We start from the raw sequence: 23,396 nt of genomic DNA, 5'->3' as shown, positions 1-23,396 counted from the left end.
ATTCGCATACCACAATTTTAAGACTGCAATATCACTCGTAACGACAAAGGTAAGCAGTCATTTCAGCTACTTTCAATTGGAAAGTCTGGTTCGCTTCAACAATGAAAGTATCGCCTTTAACGAAGGTTTTCCAATCATCTTCTGTAGGCAACTTAACAGTTAAAGCACCAGACACAACCGTCATATACTCTCGCTGACTCGTGCCAAACTCGTACTCACCAACCGCCATAACACCAACGGTTGATGTCCCTTCCGTATTATTCAATGCAATGGATTTCACTTGATCATTAAAATAGCTATTTACCGTTAACGCTGTACTCATATACAAGTTCTCATTTATGTTTTTAACAATTTTTTAGCTCAAAATACATCTAGGTATTTTTATTGCCAACCATTTCTTCAATTATCCATTCTTTAAAGGCAGACATTGCAGAGGTTACAGAACGGCGCTTTTCATAAACCAAGTAAAAAGACCGATTGGTAATCAAATGCTGATTGAATAAAACTTTCAGCGTGCCAGCTTCTATCTCAGGCATAATAAGCTCTGGATCGGTTAATGAAATACCCAAACCTTGAGCGGCCGCACCCGCAGTAAGTGAGCCACTAGAAAACATCAAACCACGACGGAATAACTTAGGATCAAGATCATGTTGCTGCAACCAGTCATGCCACTCATCTTTTCGCTTAGTAACATGTAATAACGGGTAAAAACGCATATCTTCAGGCTTAACAATAGGCTGCTCTGGCTTAATCAAACGAGGATTACATACTGGAGCAAGTCGGGCAGGACGCAAATAATATGCTTCAACATCATCCCAATCTCCGCTACCAAAATATACGGCCATATCTATATCATTGGCGGAAAAATCAATTAAACCCGTTGAAGAGCTGATTTCAATCTGAATATCAGGATAGCGCTCTTGGAAACGCTCCATTCTTGGCATTAGCCAGCGAGTCAGGAAAGCTGGAGCAACGGCCAAACGAAGCGAACCTGATTTTTGCTTGCTCTTAAGCTCTGAAGTCGCATTTTCTAATTGCTCAAAAATACTTTTTATTGGCTTTAGATAAGACTCCCCAGCTTCCGTTAAGATCACTTTACGTTTAGTACGGCGAAACAATTCAAGGCCTAGAAAGCTTTCCAGACCTTTGATTTGATGACTAATCGCAGAAGGTGTTACAGACAATTCCTTGGCTGCTTTATTGAAGCTGCCATGACGAGCGGCAGACTCAAAACACTTTAATGAATTTAATGGGGGTAAACGATTAATAAGCTCATCTCCAATAGATAAGAAAGTAAATGAAGGTACATTCCTTCAAAGTCACGACTCACCTTACAATTTTTTGAAAGACTGAGACTTAATAAAAGACCAATTTGCACCTTACTTAATCAATATCGTGAATATAGCTCATCTGTCAATTAATAAAATCTAACTCTTTGGATAAATTAACAAAAAACTAGCTGCTACTACTCATCTTCATCGCCAACATTATCTGGCGTAACAAAACGCTTAGGCGGCAATTTAAACGCATCAAAGCCATCTTGTTGATTGTCATGGAAACGTGCTTTACCTGCCGGCTTTTTATTTGTCTTCTTAGGCGCCTTAGTTGGTGCTTTCGTGCTGCCTTTTTTAGTTTCTTGACGAGCAGGTTTAGGAGGAAGCAGACCTTTAAACTTCGGTTCAAGCCCTTCAATAGATTCTGTTGTAAATGTCTTTTGTAAAAATACCTCTATCGCTTTGAAGTTCACCCAGTCTTTCGGGCCAACCAAAGAATAAGCATCACCTTTAAAACCAGCGCGGCCAGTACGACCCGTTCGATGCACAAATTCTTCCGCTTGCTTTGGTAAATCAAAGTTAAAAACATGGGACACGCTAGCAATATCCAAGCCACGAGAAGCAACATCTGTACTTACCAATACATCAAACAGCCCTTTCGCGAAGCTTTCCATGGTTTTATTACGAGCGCTTTGAGACAAGTTACCGTTCAAAGCTTGAGTGCTTAATCCCCAACCCGCAATAATCTCAGATAAACGCACCGTGTCACTTTTCGTTGCCGTAAAAACAATGGCTTGTTTAATGGTTTGCCCCACTAATAAGTGTTTCAGCAGGGCTTCTTTATGATCCAGATGATCACAAAGCAAAACATGCTGAGAAATATCTGTGTGCTCATCAAAACCTTGACCAATAGCGACTCGCGAAGGTTCTCGCAATAGCTCGCCAGCAATTTCGCTGATTTCGGTATTATCAAGCGTCGCGGAAAAGAATAAAGTTTGGCGCTGACGATGGCTTGCTGCCGAGTTAATAGCTCGCATGGCATCAGCAAAGCCTAAATCCAACATACGATCAGCTTCATCCAAAATAAGCAGCTCAAGCCCTTCAAGAAAAACATGACGCTGCTTTAAGTGGTCAACTAAACGACCCGGTGTTGCCACGATAAAATGTGGATCTTTTTGCAAAGATTTATGTTGATCGTTAAAGTTCTCGCCGCCTTGAATAAGAATTGAGGTAAAACGGCTAGCCGCCAACAAAAGACGCAGTTGACCAAAAACCTGTTTTGCCAATTCGCGAGTTGGCACCAAAATCACCACTCGCGGATCACGCTTAGACAAGGCTTTTTTCTTGTAAACTCGATGCAACGCAGGCAAAAGATAGGCAAGTGTTTTTCCCGAACCTGTTTTTGACGACGCTAACAAATCTCTACCAGCCATTGCCTCTGGAATAGCACGAGCTTGAATCTCAGTTGCCTCATCAAACCCCAAGTGGCCAATGGACTTTAAAATGCGATTATCAAAACCAAATTCTTCGAATAACAAACAAACACCCCTTCAAAACTAAAATACTACGCAAACAAAGCGTCACGTCTAATTCGCGCATTATAACCTAGACAGGCTCAATTTCGTTATGCATCTTGCATTAAAAGATAGCTTTTACCGGCACTTATTATCCCCATACCAATGCCTTTCGGTGCCTCGACCTGCTCAAGGCTTTCGGCAATACCATAAAACACATTTCGTCCTACCAAAGCCTTCATACCATAACGCATTGAAACATAAGGCCGCTCTTCTTCCTTATACCAGTCCATCCAAAGATCGCAATCAACACCAAGCACCAGAACATCGTCAGTTAACGTTGCAAATTCTATCGCTCTACCACGTTCTGTCTCTATCCATTGCCAACGAGTAATAAGAAAAGGAGCATCTTCAACTTGAATTCTAACTTTCTCAACAGGCGTCACTAAAAAGTGCTCGCCATTTTCAAACCACAATATTCGGCTAAACATGGCCACCATTGCAGAGCGTTTAATCTTACCGCCTTCATGAAACCACTCACCGTTCGCTTTAATCACCATATCCATATCACCACAAAATGGCGGTTTCCAATTATGGACTGGTGGCAGGCTAGAAGACGTCACCTCAGAAAGGCCTTTTAATTCTATATTTGACATAATTTATCTCACTATAAGATTAGCGCCCCTCACTTCATCAATAATATTATTCACCTTCAACACAAAGCCTTGAATACATTTCACTGTTAGAATAACACCAACTAACAAACATCCCGAGACGCAGACCGACATTCTCTGCCTCGTCTAATTAGAGTGTGACATTATGAAATCGGAATTAGCAACAAAGTTTCAAGATCCTAGTCGAGGTGTTTACTTCATTGGTACAACACCACCAAAATCCTCTCTTGAAGAAGTACAGCTAGAACAAGTAAGCCAAAAACTGCTTGAGCGCCTTGATAATATCGACGTCGATGGTTTAATCGTTTATGACATTCAAGACGAAACTAGCCGAATTGACAAGCCACGCCCTTTTCCTTTCATGGAAACTCACGACCCACGAGCTTGGTCAAAGCGCCTTCATCAGCAATCAGGCAAGCCGGTAATTACCTACAAATCTGTTTCATCCCGTAGCTCAGAGGAGTTTTCAGGCTGGCTAACTGAGGCGTGGGAACAGTACGGTATTCGTGATTTAGTATTGGTTGGCTCACCTTCTTCAAATGGTGATATCAAGCTACCATTGCCGCAAGCTTATGAAACCCTAAAAGCATCACCTCATGATTTTAATCTTGGCGGCGTGACCATTGCAGAACGTCATGCAAAAAAAGGCGACGAGCATTTACGCCTGTTAAAAAAATCTGAATCAGGTTGTGAGTTCTTTATTTCACAAGCCGTTTACAACCACCAAGCGACCGCTGACTTAATCAGCCGCTACGCGAGAACTTGCAAAGAAAAGGGCGAAACACCTAAGCGCATTATTTTAACATTCACACCATGTGGCAGTGCAAAAACACTTGAATTCATGGAGTGGTTGGGGATTTCCGTGCCGGATGCAACAAAGCACCGCATTTTAGATGCTAAAGCACCACTAGAAGAGTCCATTAAAATCTGCCGTAATGCGTTAGAACAAATTATTGAAACCGCGCTACCTCTTGGCGTTCCGCTTGGTTTAAACATCGAAAGTTTAACTAACCGAAAAGAAGAAATTGACGCCTCTATCCAGCTTTACAAGCTGTTAAAGGCGACGCTAGATCTTAAGCTTGCTGAGCAGTCTTTGTCTAAATAGTCATTCTAAATAGACTCGCTAAATAAGCGTATCCAGCATAGCTAAAACCGATTCAACACGGATGTGCTGCATGGCCTTAGGGTCATGCACACGTGTTGACCAAGGCAGCTCTGCGACAGGCTTTTGATACTCCTTCACAACTAGCTCCTCGTACACACTCTGCACTTTATCTAAATCACGATATGGCCCTGTTCTCTGCGGATTCGAATGAGCGTACAAACCAAGAACAGGCGTGCCAACTAGAGTTGCCATATGAGCAGGCCCAGTATCAGGACTAATTACCAGCGACGCCCCCTTTAAAACAGCCAACATTACATTCAGCTGGGTCTTCCCCACCAGATTAATAACCTGCTCAGCTCGGTTTGCAATAATTTGCTTTGCAAAAGCCACCTCTCTATCTGAAGGGCCGCCAGTGATAACAGGACATATACCCTTCACTAACAATCGTTCAATGATCGCCTGATAGCCCTCAACCGTCCAGTTACGATCCTCCTTGGAAGCCGATGGGTTAATAACCACATAATGATCCGGCAGACCAAGGTCTGGTTCTGGCAAGATTAACTCACAAGGCAATGTAGGCTCTGAAACCCCCAACACACTGGCAATAGATAAAAAAGAATCGAGAACGTGCTCACCTTTAGGCTCAGGCGCGTACTCATTAACAAACCAATGTTGTTTTTCACGAGAATGAGACAAAGCAAAACCAATGCGTCTTTTTGCTTTAATCAGACGAGAAACTACACTCGCCCTAAAAGACCACTGAAAATGCAGCAACACATCAAACTTTTGACTACTTAATAGAGAACGCAGCGCCAACAATCCAGAAAAACCGCTTTTTTTATCATATACAACCACTTGCACACCATCGAGCAAACGCACTAAATTTGCCTCTAACGGAGAAGTTATCCAAGTCACTTGGATAGATGGATAACGCTTCATAATAGACTGCACTACTGCCATTGCGTGACACACGTCACCCAATGCTGATAATCGAACCACGGCCAAATGTTGAATATTCTCTTGTTGCATGTCTTCCTCTAGGGCTGCTTAAACTCAGCAAGTATTATAGAATAGACACCCTTGAATGTGTCCAAATTTGTAGACATTACAAAGAACACCTTGATAAAGCGAGTAACATGCCACAAACCATCAACATATCACCTGATACGACACTATTAAAAAGCGACCAAACATTACCGCTATCAGCAGCTTGGTTTGACCCAGAATTCTGGCAGTCACAACAAGCATTGCACGGTACCGGAAATGGCCGTGGTGCTGTCTGGTTTATCAACAGTCAATTTGGACAGTTTGTCATTCGACGTTATCGTCGAGGTGGACTTATCGCAAAATTTAATAAAAGCCGATTTCTATTCACTGGATTAGAAAAAACACGCCCTTGGCTTGAACTTAGCTTACTAGAAAAAATGAATAATCTATCTCTTCCTGTCCCCCGACCTATTGGCGGCGCTCTCACGGTTAAATACGGTTTCTATCAAGCTGAACTATTGACCGAGACAATCAAAGACGCACAGGATTTATTTGATATTATCAAAAGTCATCGATCACCTGAGATTGACTGGAATGAAATAGGCACTGTAATAAAACGCTTTCATAACAACGGCATTTATCACTCCGACCTAAATTGCCATAACATTATGATAGATAATCAGCACAAAGTTTGGGTCATTGATTTTGACAAATGCGAACAAAAAGAGCCTCACCAAGACTGGATGCGGTCTAACATTGACCGCCTTAAACGCTCGATAACTAAAGAGTCCAATAAATATTCAAACTTTCATGTATCTGAAGAGCAGTGGCAGGCTTTTTTGGAGGGTTACCATGGCTAAACAAAGTACATTAAATAAAAGTATCTTCAAATTTATGGGACCGAAACATTGGCTAAGCTGGTTCGCTATGGGAATCGCCTATGTGTTAAGTTTTTTACCTTGGTCGTTACAACAAGGTCTAGGCAAGTATCTTGGCCGTACATTACACGCTATTGCCAAAAGACGTCGACATATATGCGATGTAAACTTAAAAATTTGTTACCCAGAAATGAGTGATACTGAACGAAAGAACCTCACCAAGGCACACTTCGAAAGCATGGGAAAAGGCACAATTGAAACATTTTCCTCTTGGTTTCAAAGCCAGAAAAAATTTCAGTCACGAATCACTTTTGAAGGACAAGATGTAGTTGATAAAGTATTAGCTAAAGGGCGAGGCTGTATTCTTATTAGTGGCCATTTCTCCTCTCTCGACCTTTGCGGAAGTCAAATGCCGCGCTTTATAGATGCTCATCCCATTTATAAATTACAAACCAACCCGGTGATGAACTGGGTAATGGAGCGTCAACGTAAAGCGATTTTCTCCAAAACCATCGAACGCACCAATATGCGAGAAGTTTTGAAATCACTAAAGCAAAACAAGGCTGTCTGGTACGCTGTCGATCAAGATTATGGACGGAAAAACTCTGTCTTCGCTCCTTTTTACGGCCACCAATGCGCAACTATTGCTCACATTGGACGCATCGCAAATATGACCAATGCGCCAGTTGTGCTTTACGACTATGGCAGAACAAAAAACGGCTACCTCCTAAAATTAACAGAAGTCGAAAACTATCCAAGCCAAGATGATGTTGAAAATGCGACTAGAATTAATGAATTAATGGAAAAGGTTATAGAGCCTAAAAAAGAACAATATTATTGGACGCATCGTCGATTTAAAACGCAACCAATACATGGTGACCCTTCACCTTACGATAAATAAAAAAGAACCCCCAATATTGGCAGTCCAACTATTGGGGGTCACTTCAAACTATCAGTAGCTCTTTTTTAAGAAGATAACATTTTCTGATTACAGGCTATCTCTAACCTCAGCCATCAAACGCAATGACTTCAGCCTTGCTTCAGAATCATGGATAGGCATAGAAATAATCAACTCATCCACTTTTGTCAAATCAATAAAGCTAGATAATTGAAAGGCAACAGACTCTTTTGAACCCACGACAGCATATTGCAACATATGCTCAACCATGTGCTTCTCGCTCGGAGACCAGATCCCATCCATACTATCAACAGGCCTCGCAAAAGGAAGATTGCGACTACGACGTAAATTCACAAATTGTTGCTGAGCAGAGGTAAATAAATATTTCGCCTCTTCATCTGTATCAGCAACAACAGCCATTACACCAGCCATTGTGTGTGGTTTGGAGAGTTGTTCCGAGGCTTTGAAATTACGACGATAAACAGTAAGCGCTTGAATTAATTGATCAGGAGCAAAATGAGAGGCAAAGGAATATGGCAAACCAAATTCAGCTGCAACTTGAGAGCTATATAAACTAGACCCCAACATCCATAAAGGAATATTAGTATTGCGACCAGGAACAGCCATAACACCCTGATTACCACCACCAAGCAGACGCTGCAACTCTAAGATATCATCCGGGTAACTATCCACAGAAGCATCCATATTACGTCGTAATGCCCTTGCCGTTTGCATATCGGTCCCTGGCGCTCTACCTAACCCCAAGTCAATACGACCAGGATAGAGTTCAGCTAAAGTACCAAACTGCTCAGCGATAACTAAAGGTGAATGATTCGGTAGCATTACACCACCAGAACCAATGCGAATTTTGGATGTAGCAGCACCAAGATGAGATAACACAACAGAAGTTGCAGAACTCGCAACGCCAGCCATCCCATGATGTTCTGCCAACCAAAAACGCGCGTAATTAAGCTCTTCTGCTGCAACAACCATTCGACGACTCATCGCCAATGAGTCCGCAACCGAACAACCTTCAGCAATAGGAGCAAGATCAAGTATCGAAAGTGGAACCATAACATTCATCCAATAAAACTAATATACCCTCTATTTAAGACTCATCGACGCCAGTTACAAGCACTCAATCATGCACTAAATGCAGAAGCGTCCATCATGTCACTTATAAAGGTAATTAGCTTATTGATACCTTTGTACTATTTAGCACAAGTATAATACTCGTGCTAATACCACTATCCATTTCCAAAGCCACTTTCCATTTAAAAAGCCGCTATCTATTTTCTAAACGATTATAATCAAGAATCCCACTTTCTCTTGGGCGATCCAGCTTATTTAGATTGCCAATTGCATCACTAACAAACCAAAAATTAGGGTGAGTTCTTCGTATCCCAAAGCTATCTAAAAGAGCCGAATAATCTTCTTTTGTCTTAAGACTCCCGACTTGATCGGCCCAATCTATCAACTCACTTTCTTCGACCTGCATCAGCACATTAGGGTAATCACCCAAGACCCCCTTCACCAAAGTCACACCATCTTCGTCAGGCAAACGTGCAGCTTCTTCATCCAATAAACTGGAAATATTTGCGTGGGCTTTATTATGAATCAAACTAATGACTTCCAGCGGCACACCTTGCTGAGTCACTAATATGGTTGCAACATTCGGCAAATAAACCAACCCGCCTCCGCGCACCGCTTGAAGCTTATACAAGGCCTTACGCTGCTTAGCAGTTAACTTGCTTTGCTCCAAATCATAGCCATGATCTAGTACAGCAGCTAACTTCTCTCGAAGTTTTTCATATAACTCAGACTGATGATCATCCGTCACATAATCAATCTGGGTTTGACGATTAACTTTTATATAGTCACTAAAAATATAATCTTTAATTGTTTGATTCGCATCTCGATACCAATACTTTCGGACTGACTCTCGATCTTCTTTAGGGAGTAAAAGCAAAAAATTCATCTCCCCTTCCATTCTTAAAAAGTCCATGTATAAACGGGTTACCAGCTGATGGCCAACATTACCGTACACATCAAACCCTGCCACCAGTAAATAATGAATACGCTCCAGTAATGGATAATCAATCACCCAAGCAGTTTTGGGATGTTGACCCACCATCCCCTTCACTACCGACGCATTATCAAAATGGCGAAAAATAGTTAACGCAGCATTATCATTGTTGCCATCACCATCCCAAATTAAACTTAAATCCAAAGGAACCTTGCCGCCAACTCCAACTTCTTTTTCAATTAACGCCGCTTTCGCCGACAAATATGACTTTTGCTGATCAGAAAAGGTAACCCAAGAGGTCGGTGATAAAGTATTACTAGACCCTATAGCAGGTAAATCCAAATTCTGAGCTTGATCCTCTAAGTAATCAGCAGAACCTTTGTTATAAATTAATTCTGGATCAATAAAGTACACCCAAAATTGCTCATTAATCACATTAACAGCAACCTGTCCACGACAAACCGGACCTTTAATAAATGACATAATCGTTTTTTGCGAATGGTCTAGTAAGAAACGGTAACGCCCGTGAGCTGGTATCTCACGGAATGCCTTAAAAGGATTCGTTGCGACCTCAGGAGCATATCCAGGATCTCTTGTTACTTCATAATCATCAGTATAAAAATAAGACTGCCAGCGAACATATCTCGCTTCATTCAACTGCATAGGAATATGATTTTTTTGAACTTTGACTTCTGGGTCAGCCCAGAGTCGATAATAAACACGATCTACACCTGGTGGGTCATAAGGGCGACGCGTGGCAATACGATCAATAGGCTCACCTGGCGGTGTTTTAGAGCGAACTAACTGGAAGCGAATCTCTTTACCGTCATCAAACTCTCTATCACCCAAGTAAAGACTATATAAATAAAGGTGTTCGTAGATATAACGAGAAACCAACTGCCCTTTTAGGTCATCTCCATTTAATCGCGATTCCCACAAAGCCACTTGCTGCTGTAGCTTAACAGGTAAAGGCTTAGCTTCTGGCATCTTGCCACCTTTCGCCAACCAACGCGTCAATACATCATACTCATCGGCACTAAGGGCAGGAAGACCATAAGGCATCCCCCAATTAGGATAATCCTGCTCAAATTGCTGATACTCTTCAATGCTAACGCACTGTTGATCTCGAGCAAGTGAGAAATCATAGCTGTCCGGTAAAACAGGCTGAGTGAAATCACCTTGCGTTTTACGCAGCGCAATCGCTCGGTACAATAAACTGCCCTGCAGATTAGCCGAAGGTGACTGCTCTCGCTCATTTAAAACGGGATGAAAGCCTTTCGATCGCCATTCATCAGTGCTTTTAGCATCAATAAACAAACGTGTTGGGGAAGAAGCTAAAAGACGAGTACCATCATAAACAAGCTCTTTTGATCCTCCTCGCTCAATACCATCAGAAGCGGTAAACTTCAATTGACAAGGCGCATCATAACAAGCGTGACAAGAAACACAGCGACTGTCTAAAATAGGTCTTACTTGCTCATTATAAAACGCACTATCTTCATCACTAATGTCACTAACACGATTCGCTGGATCTTGCGCCCCAAAAACGTTATCAAATTGATGTGTCGCATAAGCCGCGCAGCCAGAAATCAGCAATAGCGAACAAAAAAGGGTCAGCCACCGAGACATAAAAAGGTTCCTCATTTTCCATTTCATCTTATTCGCAAAGCAATTTATGCTTATAATTCTGCAAGATCACTGCCAGACAGAAGCAGACTTAATAAAACAATTCTACCTTTACAAAATAAATAATTTCATAAAGGCATTAATATAAATAAAAAAACGCCCAATAAGGCGTTTTTTATTAAAGCGTAAAAAAAGCTAAGACTCAATTCACTATTATTCGTCGTCTACAACCCCATCATCCGGATAATCATCAGACAACTCATAAGCATCATCACCCATGTCATCATTTGCTAGTAGCAAAGCATCTTCATAAGCGCCACCAAACTCAATACGGGTAATATCATACAAATCATATTCGAACGTATCATCAAACCAACGCGCATCTGAACCAATTTCTTCTAACTCATAAGTAACGGCGTCAGCACGAACAACACGACCGATTTCACAGCTATCCGGTTCAATCTCTTCACGATGAAGTGTGACCAAACCGAACTCTTCACTTATATCAATTAACAATACAGCTAAATCGTCAAGCACCACTTCAGGGTCAACAACTTCTTCACCACGAAGCGCTAGTACTTTTTTCTGGAAATCATTAAAGGGAGCCGGATGAGCGAAGTCACTAATGTCCTCTAAAAAGAGAATTTGATAACCATTAAGACGAACACTATCATCCACCAATTGGAGCAAAACCATTTCTTCGTTGGCATCCACAACAAAACCGTCAGTCCAGCCATCTGGTCCATCCAATTCTTCACGAAAAATGCGAACAACATTATTTCGAGTGCGGGCTTTTTCCAATTCGATGAGCATATCGGCTCCCTAAAAAAACGTAAAAAATAAACAAGCGCTAGTTTAAACCCAGCCAGCGCAAGGAACAACCATCATAACACGTTAGAATCACTGCAACACTTCGTGCCAATTTTCGATCATATTAATTAGATCTTCTAAGCCACATTCTGCTTGAATACCATCTGTCGAGGTCTGATAAAAACTTTCCTGAGTATCAAACATCGCTTTTATTTCTTCTTCTGCTGAGTCGAGATCTACTTGTCGAGATACAGACACGCCCTCTTCGCTCAAAACAACATCAAAAGGACCATGTTTGAACTCCGTGGTTTCTTTCTCAGTTTCTGCCAAACGAGCCGCCATTAGTACTCGCTGAATACTTTCCAAATCCCGCACGTATTCAGAGACCCATTCGCCAATTGCAGCAAACTCGTACCCTGTATAAATGCGATAAACATTTTCGTCCTGATCAAAGGCAATTTCATAATCCATGACCGTGAACCTCACTGCTTGTCATCTGTGTTCTCATCTTGCTGAATAGTTTGAGCTTGTTCTGTTGATTCTACTTGATCTGTCGCTTGAGCATTACGATAAGCACGGTTAATTGCTTGCTGGCGTTGCGGAACAGCGGCTGCCAATCGAGCTTGTCTTTCTGCTTCTTTTTTCGCTTTTGCCTCTTCAACCAAACGCTCTTCATGGGCAATCATGTCTGGCGTTTCCATGACGTAAGGCCCAATTGCACCAGTTCTTACATCATTTAAAAATACTTCTGCCGCTTTATGCATGTCGACCTTACCGCCCGCTCGCAATGCACCTCGCTTAGAACCAATCACTTTTAGCACTTCATAAGGATCTGGCGAAAGTTCTTTCAATTTGTAACGAGTTGTAAGCGATTCCAAATAATCGGCGATAAAAAACTTCAAACCCACCAAGGCAACATCTTCATAATCAATAGCAGTAGCACGAACGGCACCCGTAACAGCCAAGCGATAACTGGCATCAGGGTTCTCAATTTTCGGCCACAAAATGCCAGGGGTGTCTAATATCTGAAAGCCATTTGTTACTTTCAATTTTTGCTGTGACTTAGTAACAGCAGGCTCATCACCGACTTTTGCCACTCGACGACCCAACAACGCATTCATTAAGCTGGACTTCCCAACGTTAGGAATACCCGCAATCATGGCTCTAATCGGTTTTTCAGCGCTACCTCGATGAGGAACCATCTGACCCACCCATTGGCTTATTTTGGCAACATCCGCTTTGTCTAACGTAGAAAAAGGGTGAGCTAAAATAGACTCGTTACCACGCCAATGCTCTAACCATAAGTCTAGTCTAGCTTTGTCAGCTAAGTCTTTTTTATTCAAAAGACGAAGCACAGGTACTTCTCCACGCAAGGTATTAAGCATGGGGTTCTGGCTGGAATCGGGGATACGGGCATCCAATACCTCGATAACGATATCTACTTGCGTCATGACTTCTTCGATTTCTCGACGCGCTTTATTCATGTGCCCTGGATACCACTGAACGCTCAACCTAACTCCCCTATTCTAACCAAGTCTTTTTCGGTGGCGGATTCTACCACAAGTTACCGCAAGAGAGAGATAAAATACTGTGCACCTAACTCTCGTATGTTTATTGAGAGCTTTTATTAAAGTGATCTAATCTGACCTAAGTCAAGGTGACTAATCAGAAAATATCTATACTCGTCCATTCCAGATAAACGAAGGCGAGGAATCTGCACCGAGCTAAATTCGTTTATTTGGTTGTTCTCTCGATCGGGCCTGCTATGAAGCGCATAGCGCAAAGGTCCATTAGCCGAGGCTGTGTGTGGCCTCGGCTTTTTTCATTTCTTGTTTCACGTAGTCTAATAAATCTGGATATAAGTCTAAAAAAGGCGCTTCGGCCTGATTAATCACATTGGGTAAATCATCAACAAACCCCTGCAAATGCTTACCATGCTTCCAACGGCGCATAATAGAATGTATCGCTCTATCCACACCATCTAGTGTCCCCAAATTAGATAACCAATTTTCATATTCCAATGAGCTAATCATGTTTTTCAAACGTTCCGGACTGCGATGCTTATCTTTTACTAAACCAGCCACAGCCTGCTCACAAAAAATGTCCAACGAAACAGGACTAAATAGTGTCCAGTTCTGTATTAACCAATAGTCCATGGCGATGTCTTGTATAATGCCAGCAAATCGTCGACGCCCTTTTCGCTCCATACCACGAAACAATACACTTGCCTCATGCTGATCCACCATGACATCTACTTTTTGGTGCAAACGCCAACCTATTAGTAAATCTGCATCCAAAAGACTTGCGTCAACTGGAAAGTCACCAAGCAAATTACCAACCCAAGAAGTATTCGTAATCGCTGCAATGTGAAGATGCGCAAAATAATTCATATCCACCTATATTGTTAAGCTGATTATTTAAATAAAACATAATTCAACTTTAATTGTGCTTAAAATCATTAGTCTTGCTGTCTTTTTACTCATTTTTTTGTAAAAATGCAGGGTCGTCCGAATGGTCAAGATTTATAAACGCAAAAAATCATACCCTACAAGTCACACTCAACAATGAGACCTGAAATAATGAAGAAAAAGGTTATTATAGTCTGCTGTTTGGCTCTACTCTTCTGGAATAAGGCAACAGCAACGACACTAAGAATGGCCTTTGATGCAGACCCAATATCATTAGACCCACATGAGCAACTGTCGGAAGGTACACTACAGTTTTCTCATCTTGTTTTTGATCCTTTATTACGCTGGAAACAAAATGGCCAGTTTGAGCATCGCTTAGCGACTAAGTGGGAGCGAATTGACAACCTAACCATGCGTTTTCACCTTCGTCACGACGTCACTTTTCGTACAGGTAACCCGTTCACGGCAAAAGACGTGATTTACACTATTGAGCGATTAAAAAAATCTCCTGATTTTCGCGCCATGTTTGACACTATAAAATCCGCTTCCATGGTCGATGAATACACAGTTGATGTCCACTCAACCTACACCAATCCATTACTACTCAACATAATGACGTATGTTTTTCCAATGGATAAAGCCTTCTACCAAAACCAAGACCAAATCATTAAGTATGGTGAAACATTCGCATCTCGGAATGTATCTGGAACAGGACCTTTTATTCTGACGGAACGAGAGTTAGGCAGTCGTATGGAACTAAAACGCAACCCCAACTATTGGGATACAAATTCCGTTGGCAACATCGATAAAGTCATACTCACACCAATTCGTGCCGACTCGACAAGATTAGCCGCCCTCCTATCTGGCGACGTAGATTTTATTTTTCCTGTCTCACCAATTGATATTGAACGGACAAAAAAAATCAAAGGCATTCAGCTGGTTACGCTACACAGTACGCGTATTTTATTACTTCACATGAATCAGCAACGACGCAAAGAATTCCAAGACATCAGAGTTAGAAAAGCCATTAACTTAGCAGTTAATCAATCACTAATCGTCGACAAAATTTTAAAAGGCTATGCCATACCTGCTGGCCAATTAAGCCCCGACCGCTTTCTAGGGCATATCAATAATTTAGAACCTGAGTATGATTTAACAAAAGCACTAGAACTCATGAAGGAAGCGGGATACGAGAAAGGCTTCCGCATCAGCATGATGGCGCCAAACAATCGCTATATGAATGACGAAAAGGTTGCTCAAGCCATTACCGCAATGCTGTCTAGAATCAACATCACAGTCGATTTAAAAACCCTACCTAAAGCTCAATATTTTAAAGAGTTCGATAATCGCAGTGCAGATATGATGATGCTAGGTTGGCAGTCAGATACAATGGATTCAAACAATTTATTTGAGTTTATTATCGCTTGCCCCGATGCCAAAACCGGAATGGGCGCTTATAATGCTAGCGAATATTGTCGATCCTATATTGACGATGATATCCGGCAGGCAAATCGGGAGATGAACCCTGAAAGGCGCTTGCGTCTTATGCAACAGATAGAACGAACCTTATATAATGACGCGGCAATTGTGCCATTATATTGGCAATCTCTGACTTGGGCAGCCAAAGATAACGTCAAAATACAAGATATAGTCAACGATCAAAATTATCCCCATATAGGAGATCTATTCATTGAAGAATAGTGAATACACCAGTCTCTCAACGGGCTTTCATCAAGAGAACATCATGTCAATGACGAGTGGGGATCTAATCGCCCCATGCTGATTTTCCTACTCCGACGCGTCATGCAAGCGTGCTTTGTTATGATCATCATTAGTCTTATCAGCTTCGCCATACAAGATAAGCTAGGTGATCCAGTTCAGCAAATGGTTGGCATGTCAGTATCTCAGGACGAACGCAATCAAATTCGTAACGAACTAGGACTAAATGATGGTTTTTTCCTTCAGTATTGGCGCTTTGCAGAAGGCGCAATCCATGGTGACTTAGGTACCTCGTACTACTATAAAGAGCCCGCTCTTGACGTAATTCTTGAAAAACTTCCTGCCACCTTAGAATTAGCTTTTTGCTCTATTTTACTGGTGATTCTTGTTGCTACACCTTGTGGTGTTTTAGCCGCAATCAAACCCAAACACATACTTTCTCGCTTACTAATGATCATCAGCTCCATCGGCCTCTCTGTCCCTATTTTTATTGTTGCCATTCTAATGGTGTACATATTTTCTATCGAATTAAATATGGCACCCAGTTTTGGACGAGGCCAGACGGTAGAAATATTCGGCTTATGGGAAAGTGGGCTTTTTACAAAAGATGGTTTAAAACATTTACTTCTTCCTAGTTTGACGCTGGCAATTGCTTTGATGCCTATTTTTGTTCGCTTAATACGTGCAGAAATGATGGAAGTCTTGCAGTCCGAATATATACGCTTCGCTTGGTCAAAAGGCCTATCTGCACGACGCATCTATTTTAAGCATGCATTAAAAAATACTATGTTACCCGTCATAACAGTGGGAGGGATCCAAGCAGGAACCTTAGTGGCTTACACCATTTTGACCGAAACCATTTTTCAGTGGCCAGGCATGGGATTTTTATTTATGGACGCGGTTAGCCGAGTCGATACTCCACTTGTTTCTGCGTACTTAATTGTCGTTGGTGGTATCTTTGTTATTACCAATACCTTTGTAGATTTGATCTATGGATTGGTTAACCCGACGGTACGCTTAGCGAGTCATGGACTATGAAGTACATTAAAAAAGACCTTCTCCATCCCACTTCAGGCAATCGTTGGAGCCATATTGTGTCAGGTTTTGTGGGCGACAAACTCGCAATGCTGGCCCTAATCATATTTCTATTCTATTGCCTAGTCGCCCTACTCGCGCCTTTGGTAGCACCTTTCGATATCGTCGATCCTGCATTTATGGATTTGATGAATGCGGAGATTGCACCTAGCTGGATTAGTGGTGACAATCGTTTTCTATTAGGCACGGATGCACAAGGTCGAGATTTACTGTCAGTTATTTTATATGGCACACGACTCTCTCTTACCATAGGTATCTGTGCTGTTTTAATTCAAGTTACACTAGGTATTTGCATCGGTTTAATGGCTGGTTATTTAGGTGGTCGCATTGACAACTTTTTGATGCGCTGCGCTGATATTCAATTGTCTTTTTCAAATATGATGGTCGCAATTGTTTTCCTAGCGATCTTCCAATCCTTATTTGGTATGGCCCGATATCAGCAACTCGCAATGGTCATTCTTATTCTAGTCATTGGTTTAACAGAATGGCCGCTCTTTGCTCGAACCATTCGCGCATCAGTGCTGGCAGAAAAGCAAAAAGAATATGTCGATGCCGCTAGAATTATGGGCATTAGTTCAAAACGCATCATGTTTCGCCATATTTTACCGAACACACTTTCACCAATCTTGGTTATTTTCACTGTTCAAATTGCAAACGCTATTGTTGCCGAAGCAGCCTTGTCCTTTTTAGGTCTCGGCATGCCAGCGACAGAGCCGTCTCTTGGCTCGCTCATCTCAGCAGGGTTTGCCTATATGTTTTCAGGCTCTTGGTGGATTTGTGTCATCCCAAGCGTCACACTGATTATTTTAATTTTAGCCATGAATTTACTTGGCGATTGGTTGCGCGATCATCTAAATCCAAGGACGTATAAAGATTAATATGAGACTTTTATTAACACAGTATTGGCAAGCACAGCAGTCGTGCAAAGGTCTCACATGAATTTGCTAAGCGTCAGCCACCTACATGTCAACTTTCACATGAAAGAACAAGAACTCGCAGCTCTTATTGACGTAAGCTTCACTTTAAATCGTGGTGAACGAATTGCTATTGTTGGTGAATCAGGTGCAGGAAAATCGGTTCTAGGATTCTCTATTGTAAATCTCATTGGCAAGCCAGGTTATATAAAATCTGGCTCGATCAAGTTAGAAAACAAAGAAATTACCAAGATGAATTTGCGTCAGCTGCAAGAAGTTCGTGGCAAACGCATCGCCATGATTTTCCAAGACCCTATGATGACACTAAATCCTGTGCTGACTATCGGCGATCAGTTGGTCGAAACCATCCGCAGCCATACTAAAATTTCTTATAAAGATGCCCGTAACATTGCCATTGAAAAGTTACATCATGTGCAAATTGCATCGCCAGAAAAACGCTTCGACCAGTATCCACATGAATTGTCTGGTGGCATGAGACAAAGGGTTATCATCGCTTCCGTCTTGTTGCTCAATCCAGACATTATTATTGCGGACGAACCCACTACCGCTCTGGATGTAACGATCCAAGCGGAGATACTGCAACTTCTACTGGCCATCTGCCGAGACAATGGTGTTGCTCTTGTGCTAATTAGTCATGACCTTGGTGTAGTTTCTAAAGTCGCCGAACGCACCTTAGTCATGTATGCCGGCCATGTTGTCGAAGAAGGCCCTACACTAGAGATCATCAACGATCCTCAGCATCCTTATACTCAAGGATTACTGAATGCCTTACCACAAATGACACTGCCGGGCCAGCGCCTAAACCAAATCCGAGGCAGCATGCCCTCGCTCGCGGAGCGGCCATCAGGTTGCGCATTCCATCCACGCTGCCCTTACGCCACACAAAAATGCCGACAAGAACAACCCCGCTTTATTTACAGTGGTGTGTCTAGCGTTGCCTGCTTTTTGGTCGAAGATATGCTTAATGAGTTCGCTGATAAAGATAAGGAGGCAAGCTAATGGCAACTCCTCTTATTCAAATTAGCGGCTTAGAAAAAGCGTTTACGTCAAATGAAAGTTGGCTTAGCCAATGGCGATTCCGTCACGGCAAACTTACAAGACATAAAGACAGCATTCATGCGCTCAATGGCGTTAACCTTACAATAAACCAAGGCGAGACATTGTGTGTTGTGGGTGAAACTGGCTGTGGAAAATCCACCCTAGCACGCGCCATTATGGGACTTACAACACCAAGTGCGGGTGAAATACATTACCTTGATCAACGTATCGATCAATTAAATAACCGTCAGCGCATGTTTTTCCGACGTCGTATGCAGATGGTTTTCCAAAACCCTTATGCGTCTCTAAATCCTCGAATGACGGTTTATCAAACATTAAGTGAGCCAATTTCCTTCCATAACCCACAGTTTTCGCAATCTCAAGTGGATGAGAAAATTGATGAGCTTTTAGAGTCTGTCGGTATTTCTGCTTCGAGTTCAGACCGTTACCCTCATGAATTCTCAGGTGGTCAACGTCAACGAATCAGTTTAGCTCGCGCTCTGTCGGTTGAACCCGACTTTATTGTCGCTGATGAGCCGTTATCAGCACTGGATGTATCAGTACAAGCACAAGTACTGAACCTAATGATGGACAAACAAGAAGAACGCAACCTTAGCTATCTTTTCATTACTCATGACTTAGCGGTTGTCGAACATTTTGCTACCAGAGTAGCGGTAATGTATTTGGGACGAATCTGTGAGCTTGCGCCTACAGGAACATTATTTAGCGCTCCAAAACATCCTTATACCCAAGCCTTGTTATCCGCTATCCCAAGACTAGACAGTAATACCGCGCAACCGATTCGATTAATAGGTGAAGTCCCAACACCAACAGAAAAACCAATTGGCTGTGTTTTTCAGGCGCGCTGCCCTTATGCAAATCAGCGCTGCTATGAAGCGTCTCCCGCTATGACACTGCAAAGTGATGGCAGTAGTGTGGCTTGTCACGCTATTGAGGAGGGCCGACTATGATCCCTCTCTTGTTTATCACGTATTTTACAGCTTCTGCTCGTCAGGAGGCCCCATGGAAATAAGATGGCTTGAGGACTTTATTGCCCTAGCGAAGACACGTCACTTTTCACGTGCTGCAGACGAGCAAAATGTCACGCAACCGACTTTTAGTCGACGCATTAAACTACTCGAAGAAGAAATGCGCGTTACTTTAATAGACCGCAACACCCTGCCTTTATCTTTAACGCCCGCAGGTGAGGTATTTCTTCAAAGTGCTGAATTAATTACTAGGCAGCTTAGAGACGCCAAAGAGCGGTGCCAAGAAATTCGCAAACAAGAAGAATCACAAATACGTTTCGTGACCACGCAAACTCTGTTTCTCAGCTTTTATAAAGAAGTCATCGAGCCGTTTTGTCAAAGCATCGATATGGATCTAGATATCAATATGAAATCTAGCTCTTGGCTAGGTATAGACTTTGTTAACTCTCTGATGGATCAGCAATGCGACATAATGCTTTGCTATTGGCATCCTGCTATTAACTTCATTCGCGCCCTTGATGATGAGCAATATGAGCATCTTGTGATTGCTGAAGAAACCCTAATTCCATGTAGCGCAACCAACGCCACAGGTGAACCTAAGTTCACGCTCCCAGGCGCTAAACGTAAACCATTACCCTATATTGGCTATTACGAGAATTCGTTCTTACAGCCAGTTATTCATCACCATCTGCAAAGACAAAGAGAGATTCCGCAACTGCAAACGATCTCTGAGAACTATCACTCAGTCAGTATTAAAGCCATGGTGAAAGAAGGTTACGGTATTGGCTGGATTCCAAAACGCTTAATGTTAGACACATTAAACTATGGAAAAGTCGCTTTAGCAGGTGAGGAAAATTGGAATATCCCGCTTGAAATACGCATGTATCGATCTAAGTTCAATCAAAACCCAAATCTAACCCAATTTTGGGAAGCCCTTAAAGACAAGATAGCTCGTAACAGCCCTCTTTAACGCGATAAACTTGCCGCCTCATAAATTGTGAAAAAGGAGAAAGTTCTTAAATTTTAACGAATTAATCCTCAGAGCTCTGTTCATTAAGCGCCACTATCATGGGATCACTCCCCATGGAGTTTGCCCCTAACGCCTTACTGAATAAGTAACCTTGACCAATATCACAGCCAAAATCTTGCAACATTATTAGCTGATGGATATCAGTAATACCTTCTGCGATCACTTTAAGCCCTAAATCATGGCTCAAACTAATTATCGCATGAGTCAACGCTGCGTGTTTTTTGTCCTCGATAATATTACGAATAAAAACTTGATCTATTTTAACATAATGAAACGGCAAATCTTTCAAGTAACTTAAACTAGAATAACCTGTACCAAAATCATCAATGGCCAGCCTCATTCCAAGACGACTAAGTTGACGCAAGAGCTCGGCACACCTTTCCGCATCTTCGATCAAGATTGATTCAGTCACTTCAATTTCTAAAAGACTCGGATCGATCTGATATTTATCCAGTAGCGCCAATAGCTTAGGTAAAAAATCGATTCTTTTAAGCTGAGCAGCAGAGCAGTTAATAGCGATAGGCGGCACTGTAATACCTTGCGCTTGCCATTCTAATATATGACGAAAAGCTTGTTCGAAGACCCAATCCCCAAGAGGTAAAATAATGCCCGTTTGCTCAGCAATAGGAACAAATTCTGCGGGCGAAACCATCCCAAGCTCCTCATCATTCCAACGTAACAAGGCCTCCATACCTACGCAACGCTCTGTCGTAAGGTCTACTTTAGGCTGAAAGTGAAGCTCTAAATTCCCGTTCTGCAACGCTAGACGTAGCCGGGTTTCAATTCGTACATTGCGCGCAAACCGACGCCCCATATCGCCATCGTAAAAATGATAGGTAGCACGCCCCGCTGTTTTAGCTTGGTACACGGCCATATCGGCATTTTTAATCAAAGTGACTGCATCCTTACCAAACTCAGGATACAAAGCGACACCAATAGAGCAGCCAATATCAAGCGTTAGCCCTTCTAAAAAATAGCTCTGACTCACTTTTTGTATCCAATCTTTCGCTAAGACGTCTAGCGCGGGCATATCCTGACCATCAGACTGCACAACCAGCACTAGAAAAGCATCGCCCCCCAAGTAACCAATAACGGCGTCATCAGGTAAAATAGACGCTAATCGCTTAGACACTTTTACCAGTAATTTATCCCCCAATTCATGACCAAAAGCATCATTAATGGTTTTAAAGTGGTCCAAATCCAAAATAAACGCAGCTAACTGCTTCTCTTCTTTCTGACAGGTTACGATTAATTCATTTAGTTCGAGCTGTATTTGATAACGACTTAACAACCCGGTCAGCTCGTCAATCTCGATACGCTTATTGATTGAATCAAGCATAGAGAAATAAGTTAAGGACAATTTACGTGAATAATAGGCTAAAAATAGCGCCAAAAAACCAAATACAAATAAGGGAACAGTAACTAAAAACCAATGTATTCGAGTAATAATGTTTTCATTATAACGGGTATCAATTCGCCATTTACGTCCAGCAATAGAAAGATAGTGAGTATCAAAACTTACACCTTCCCATGATGAAGGTTCAGCCGTGTCGACAAACCAAAGCTCTCTATCTGAAGAAACATCGGCAAGTCGGTAATAGAGATCGTGGTTAACCAAGGAATTAACCTCTTTAAACAGGCTATCTACTCTAAAAAATGCACCGACTATTCCATGAAAACCAATATCGTCTGTTAACTTATAAGAACGCGCATCAACAGATAAGTAAATTGGCTTTCTTATAATGAAGGTATCGGCAGCCGTACTCAGACTAGCATCAGAAAAAGGCGAAAGTGTCGGCTCGGACAAAGTGACAGAAGAGGAATTACGAGCCTGAATAACCGAACTAAGATTCCGGTATTGCGAAGATAAAATGTCATAACCATAAGTAAATTTATCTGGATACCCTAACGCCAAGGGCATGTATTCTGACCTATTACCATCGGGATAAATTCTAAAATTATAATTACCTAACAAAATACGTTTCTGCATTTCGTATTCGTTTTTTTTACTTGCAGGTACGTACTGAGCAAAATATAAATTAATGCCTTGAGTAGTGATAACTCTCTGAGCAAAACGCGAAAAATAGCCAGCAGACACCTCTCCTTTGCTAGACTCGATAAGAGCAGCAGCGGAAGATACTTCCGTTATATATTGCGTCAAACTATCATTTAATTTTTCAGTAAAGAGCTCCCCTACAGCTTTTTGATCACTGTAAACATGCTTACGCTCTTCCAAATAAATAGCAAGGCTCGTAGCCATTCCACATAAAAAAACAAAACAAAAAACGACGTAATGCATCTTTTCATTTTTCACATGGTTTCTTAAAGAAATCATTGTTTACCCATCGATGTTTTCCCAACAAAAAGGCCGCTATAAATCACTGCATCCA

Annotated in this window: 21 protein-coding genes; 9 read left to right on the top strand and 12 right to left on the bottom strand. The window is 41.9% G+C overall.

Going from position 1 to position 23,396, the window contains the following annotated elements:
- Window positions 1-31: 31 nt before the first annotated feature.
- From ppnP to CCS02_RS01855, 4 genes are all read right to left on the bottom strand, one after another.
- Window positions 32-322, bottom strand: coding sequence for a pyrimidine/purine nucleoside phosphorylase (gene ppnP / locus CCS02_RS01870; RefSeq protein WP_100188141.1), 291 nt, complete (start codon window positions 320-322; stop codon window positions 32-34).
- Between the two features lie 49 nt (window positions 323-371).
- Window positions 372-1,268, bottom strand: a complete 897-nt coding sequence (gcvA, locus tag CCS02_RS01865; protein WP_072838086.1) for a transcriptional regulator GcvA — start codon at window positions 1,266-1,268, stop codon at window positions 372-374.
- A gap of 197 nt (window positions 1,269-1,465) precedes the next feature.
- Window positions 1,466-2,812 (bottom strand): DEAD/DEAH box helicase, encoded by a 1,347-nt coding sequence (locus tag CCS02_RS01860; RefSeq protein WP_100188142.1) that lies wholly within the window; start codon window positions 2,810-2,812, stop codon window positions 1,466-1,468.
- 86 nt (window positions 2,813-2,898) lie between these two features.
- Window positions 2,899-3,444: a DUF1285 domain-containing protein gene (locus tag CCS02_RS01855; RefSeq protein ID WP_100635486.1), complete on the bottom strand. Its 546-nt coding sequence runs from the start codon at window positions 3,442-3,444 to the stop codon at window positions 2,899-2,901.
- Window positions 3,445-3,607: 163 nt separating this feature from the next.
- On the opposite strand from CCS02_RS01855, the gene CCS02_RS01850 reads away from it, so the two are divergent.
- Complete coding sequence (locus CCS02_RS01850) at window positions 3,608-4,567, top strand: methylenetetrahydrofolate reductase (protein ID WP_100188144.1); 960 nt, start codon at window positions 3,608-3,610, stop codon at window positions 4,565-4,567.
- Between the two features lie 18 nt (window positions 4,568-4,585).
- On the opposite strand, the gene CCS02_RS01845 is transcribed toward CCS02_RS01850, so the two are convergent.
- Window positions 4,586-5,596 carry a glycosyltransferase family 9 protein gene (locus CCS02_RS01845; protein WP_100188145.1) on the bottom strand — a complete coding sequence of 337 codons (1,011 nt, stop codon included), beginning with the start codon at window positions 5,594-5,596 and terminating at the stop codon, window positions 4,586-4,588.
- Between the two features lie 107 nt (window positions 5,597-5,703).
- Here CCS02_RS01845 and CCS02_RS01840 point away from each other — a divergent pair, with 107 nt between their 5' ends.
- The gene (locus tag CCS02_RS01840; RefSeq protein WP_072838003.1) at window positions 5,704-6,414 is read left to right on the top strand and encodes a 3-deoxy-D-manno-octulosonic acid kinase; all 711 of its coding nucleotides are present in this window, start codon (window positions 5,704-5,706) and stop codon (window positions 6,412-6,414) included.
- Window positions 6,407-7,333, top strand: a complete 927-nt coding sequence (locus CCS02_RS01835; RefSeq protein ID WP_100635484.1) for a lysophospholipid acyltransferase family protein — start codon at window positions 6,407-6,409, stop codon at window positions 7,331-7,333. The genes CCS02_RS01840 and CCS02_RS01835 overlap by 8 nt, the downstream gene beginning before the upstream one ends.
- Window positions 7,334-7,420: 87 nt before the next feature.
- Here CCS02_RS01835 and CCS02_RS01830 read toward each other — a convergent pair whose 3' ends face one another.
- The 6 genes from CCS02_RS01830 to CCS02_RS01805 all read right to left on the bottom strand — a co-directional run bounded on the left by CCS02_RS01830 (window position 7,421) and on the right by CCS02_RS01805 (window position 14,182).
- On the bottom strand, window positions 7,421-8,404 hold the full coding sequence (locus CCS02_RS01830; protein ID WP_232728795.1) for an LLM class flavin-dependent oxidoreductase: 984 nt from the start codon (window positions 8,402-8,404) through the stop codon (window positions 7,421-7,423).
- 211 nt (window positions 8,405-8,615) lie between these two features.
- Window positions 8,616-10,985, bottom strand: coding sequence for a fatty acid cis/trans isomerase (locus CCS02_RS01825; RefSeq protein WP_100635483.1), 2,370 nt, complete (start codon window positions 10,983-10,985; stop codon window positions 8,616-8,618).
- Between the two features lie 210 nt (window positions 10,986-11,195).
- Window positions 11,196-11,795, bottom strand: a complete 600-nt coding sequence (locus CCS02_RS01820; RefSeq protein WP_072837999.1) for a hypothetical protein — start codon at window positions 11,793-11,795, stop codon at window positions 11,196-11,198.
- A gap of 87 nt (window positions 11,796-11,882) precedes the next feature.
- A complete protein-coding gene (locus tag CCS02_RS01815; RefSeq protein WP_100188150.1) occupies window positions 11,883-12,263 on the bottom strand; it encodes a YacL family protein in 381 nt (126 codons plus the stop codon).
- A gap of 11 nt (window positions 12,264-12,274) precedes the next feature.
- Window positions 12,275-13,303 carry a ribosome biogenesis GTPase YlqF gene (gene ylqF / locus CCS02_RS01810; protein ID WP_100635481.1) on the bottom strand — a complete coding sequence of 343 codons (1,029 nt, stop codon included), beginning with the start codon at window positions 13,301-13,303 and terminating at the stop codon, window positions 12,275-12,277.
- Between the two features lie 279 nt (window positions 13,304-13,582).
- On the bottom strand, window positions 13,583-14,182 hold the full coding sequence (locus CCS02_RS01805; protein WP_100188152.1) for an acyl carrier protein phosphodiesterase: 600 nt from the start codon (window positions 14,180-14,182) through the stop codon (window positions 13,583-13,585).
- 189 nt (window positions 14,183-14,371) lie between these two features.
- On the opposite strand from CCS02_RS01805, the gene CCS02_RS01800 reads away from it, so the two are divergent.
- The 6 genes from CCS02_RS01800 (at window position 14,372) to CCS02_RS01775 (ending at window position 20,946) form a co-directional block, all read left to right on the top strand.
- Window positions 14,372-15,901, top strand: coding sequence for an ABC transporter substrate-binding protein (locus CCS02_RS01800; protein ID WP_100188153.1), 1,530 nt, complete (start codon window positions 14,372-14,374; stop codon window positions 15,899-15,901).
- Window positions 15,902-15,976: 75 nt separating this feature from the next.
- Window positions 15,977-16,957 carry an ABC transporter permease gene (locus tag CCS02_RS01795; protein WP_072837994.1) on the top strand — a complete coding sequence of 327 codons (981 nt, stop codon included), beginning with the start codon at window positions 15,977-15,979 and terminating at the stop codon, window positions 16,955-16,957.
- The gene (locus CCS02_RS01790; RefSeq protein WP_100188154.1) at window positions 16,954-17,892 is read left to right on the top strand and encodes an ABC transporter permease; all 939 of its coding nucleotides are present in this window, start codon (window positions 16,954-16,956) and stop codon (window positions 17,890-17,892) included. Before CCS02_RS01795 ends, CCS02_RS01790 begins: the two co-directional genes overlap by 4 nt.
- A gap of 57 nt (window positions 17,893-17,949) precedes the next feature.
- On the top strand, window positions 17,950-18,948 hold the full coding sequence (locus CCS02_RS01785; RefSeq protein WP_012069392.1) for an ABC transporter ATP-binding protein: 999 nt from the start codon (window positions 17,950-17,952) through the stop codon (window positions 18,946-18,948).
- Window positions 18,948-19,958, top strand: coding sequence for an ABC transporter ATP-binding protein (locus CCS02_RS01780; protein ID WP_012069391.1), 1,011 nt, complete (start codon window positions 18,948-18,950; stop codon window positions 19,956-19,958). The genes CCS02_RS01785 and CCS02_RS01780 overlap by 1 nt, the downstream gene beginning before the upstream one ends.
- A 52-nt stretch (window positions 19,959-20,010) precedes the next feature.
- Window positions 20,011-20,946, top strand: coding sequence for a LysR family transcriptional regulator (locus CCS02_RS01775; RefSeq protein WP_072837992.1), 936 nt, complete (start codon window positions 20,011-20,013; stop codon window positions 20,944-20,946).
- Window positions 20,947-21,007: 61 nt separating this feature from the next.
- Here the strand turns inward: CCS02_RS01775 and CCS02_RS01770 are convergent, their stop codons facing one another.
- Window positions 21,008-23,320 (bottom strand): bifunctional diguanylate cyclase/phosphodiesterase, encoded by a 2,313-nt coding sequence (locus CCS02_RS01770; protein WP_175550735.1) that lies wholly within the window; start codon window positions 23,318-23,320, stop codon window positions 21,008-21,010.
- Window positions 23,321-23,396: the final 76 nt, after the last annotated feature.

Source organism: Marinomonas sp. ef1 (genome assembly GCF_002806845.1).
In the GTDB taxonomy this organism is placed as follows: Bacteria; Pseudomonadota; Gammaproteobacteria; order Pseudomonadales; family Marinomonadaceae; genus Marinomonas; species Marinomonas polaris.
This window is presented reverse-complemented; position numbering and strand designations above follow the sequence as displayed.

Coding starts and splice junctions, on each gene's coding strand:
- ppnP (WP_100188141.1), bottom strand. CDS start 322: ATGAGTACAGCGTTAACGGTAAATAGCTATTTTAATGATCAAGTGAAA.
- CCS02_RS01855 (WP_100635486.1), bottom strand. CDS start 3,444: ATGTCAAATATAGAATTAAAAGGCCTTTCTGAGGTGACGTCTTCTAGC.
- CCS02_RS01850 (WP_100188144.1), top strand. CDS start 3,608: ATGAAATCGGAATTAGCAACAAAGTTTCAAGATCCTAGTCGAGGTGTT.
- CCS02_RS01845 (WP_100188145.1), bottom strand. CDS start 5,596: ATGCAACAAGAGAATATTCAACATTTGGCCGTGGTTCGATTATCAGCA.
- CCS02_RS01840 (WP_072838003.1), top strand. CDS start 5,704: ATGCCACAAACCATCAACATATCACCTGATACGACACTATTAAAAAGC.
- CCS02_RS01835 (WP_100635484.1), top strand. CDS start 6,407: ATGGCTAAACAAAGTACATTAAATAAAAGTATCTTCAAATTTATGGGA.
- CCS02_RS01830 (WP_232728795.1), bottom strand. CDS start 8,404: ATGGTTCCACTTTCGATACTTGATCTTGCTCCTATTGCTGAAGGTTGT.
- CCS02_RS01825 (WP_100635483.1), bottom strand. CDS start 10,985: ATGTCTCGGTGGCTGACCCTTTTTTGTTCGCTATTGCTGATTTCTGGC.
- CCS02_RS01820 (WP_072837999.1), bottom strand. CDS start 11,795: ATGCTCATCGAATTGGAAAAAGCCCGCACTCGAAATAATGTTGTTCGC.
- CCS02_RS01815 (WP_100188150.1), bottom strand. CDS start 12,263: ATGGATTATGAAATTGCCTTTGATCAGGACGAAAATGTTTATCGCATT.
- CCS02_RS01805 (WP_100188152.1), bottom strand. CDS start 14,182: ATGAATTATTTTGCGCATCTTCACATTGCAGCGATTACGAATACTTCT.
- CCS02_RS01800 (WP_100188153.1), top strand. CDS start 14,372: ATGAAGAAAAAGGTTATTATAGTCTGCTGTTTGGCTCTACTCTTCTGG.
- CCS02_RS01795 (WP_072837994.1), top strand. CDS start 15,977: ATGCTGATTTTCCTACTCCGACGCGTCATGCAAGCGTGCTTTGTTATG.
- CCS02_RS01790 (WP_100188154.1), top strand. CDS start 16,954: ATGAAGTACATTAAAAAAGACCTTCTCCATCCCACTTCAGGCAATCGT.
- CCS02_RS01785 (WP_012069392.1), top strand. CDS start 17,950: ATGAATTTGCTAAGCGTCAGCCACCTACATGTCAACTTTCACATGAAA.
- CCS02_RS01780 (WP_012069391.1), top strand. CDS start 18,948: ATGGCAACTCCTCTTATTCAAATTAGCGGCTTAGAAAAAGCGTTTACG.
- CCS02_RS01775 (WP_072837992.1), top strand. CDS start 20,011: ATGGAAATAAGATGGCTTGAGGACTTTATTGCCCTAGCGAAGACACGT.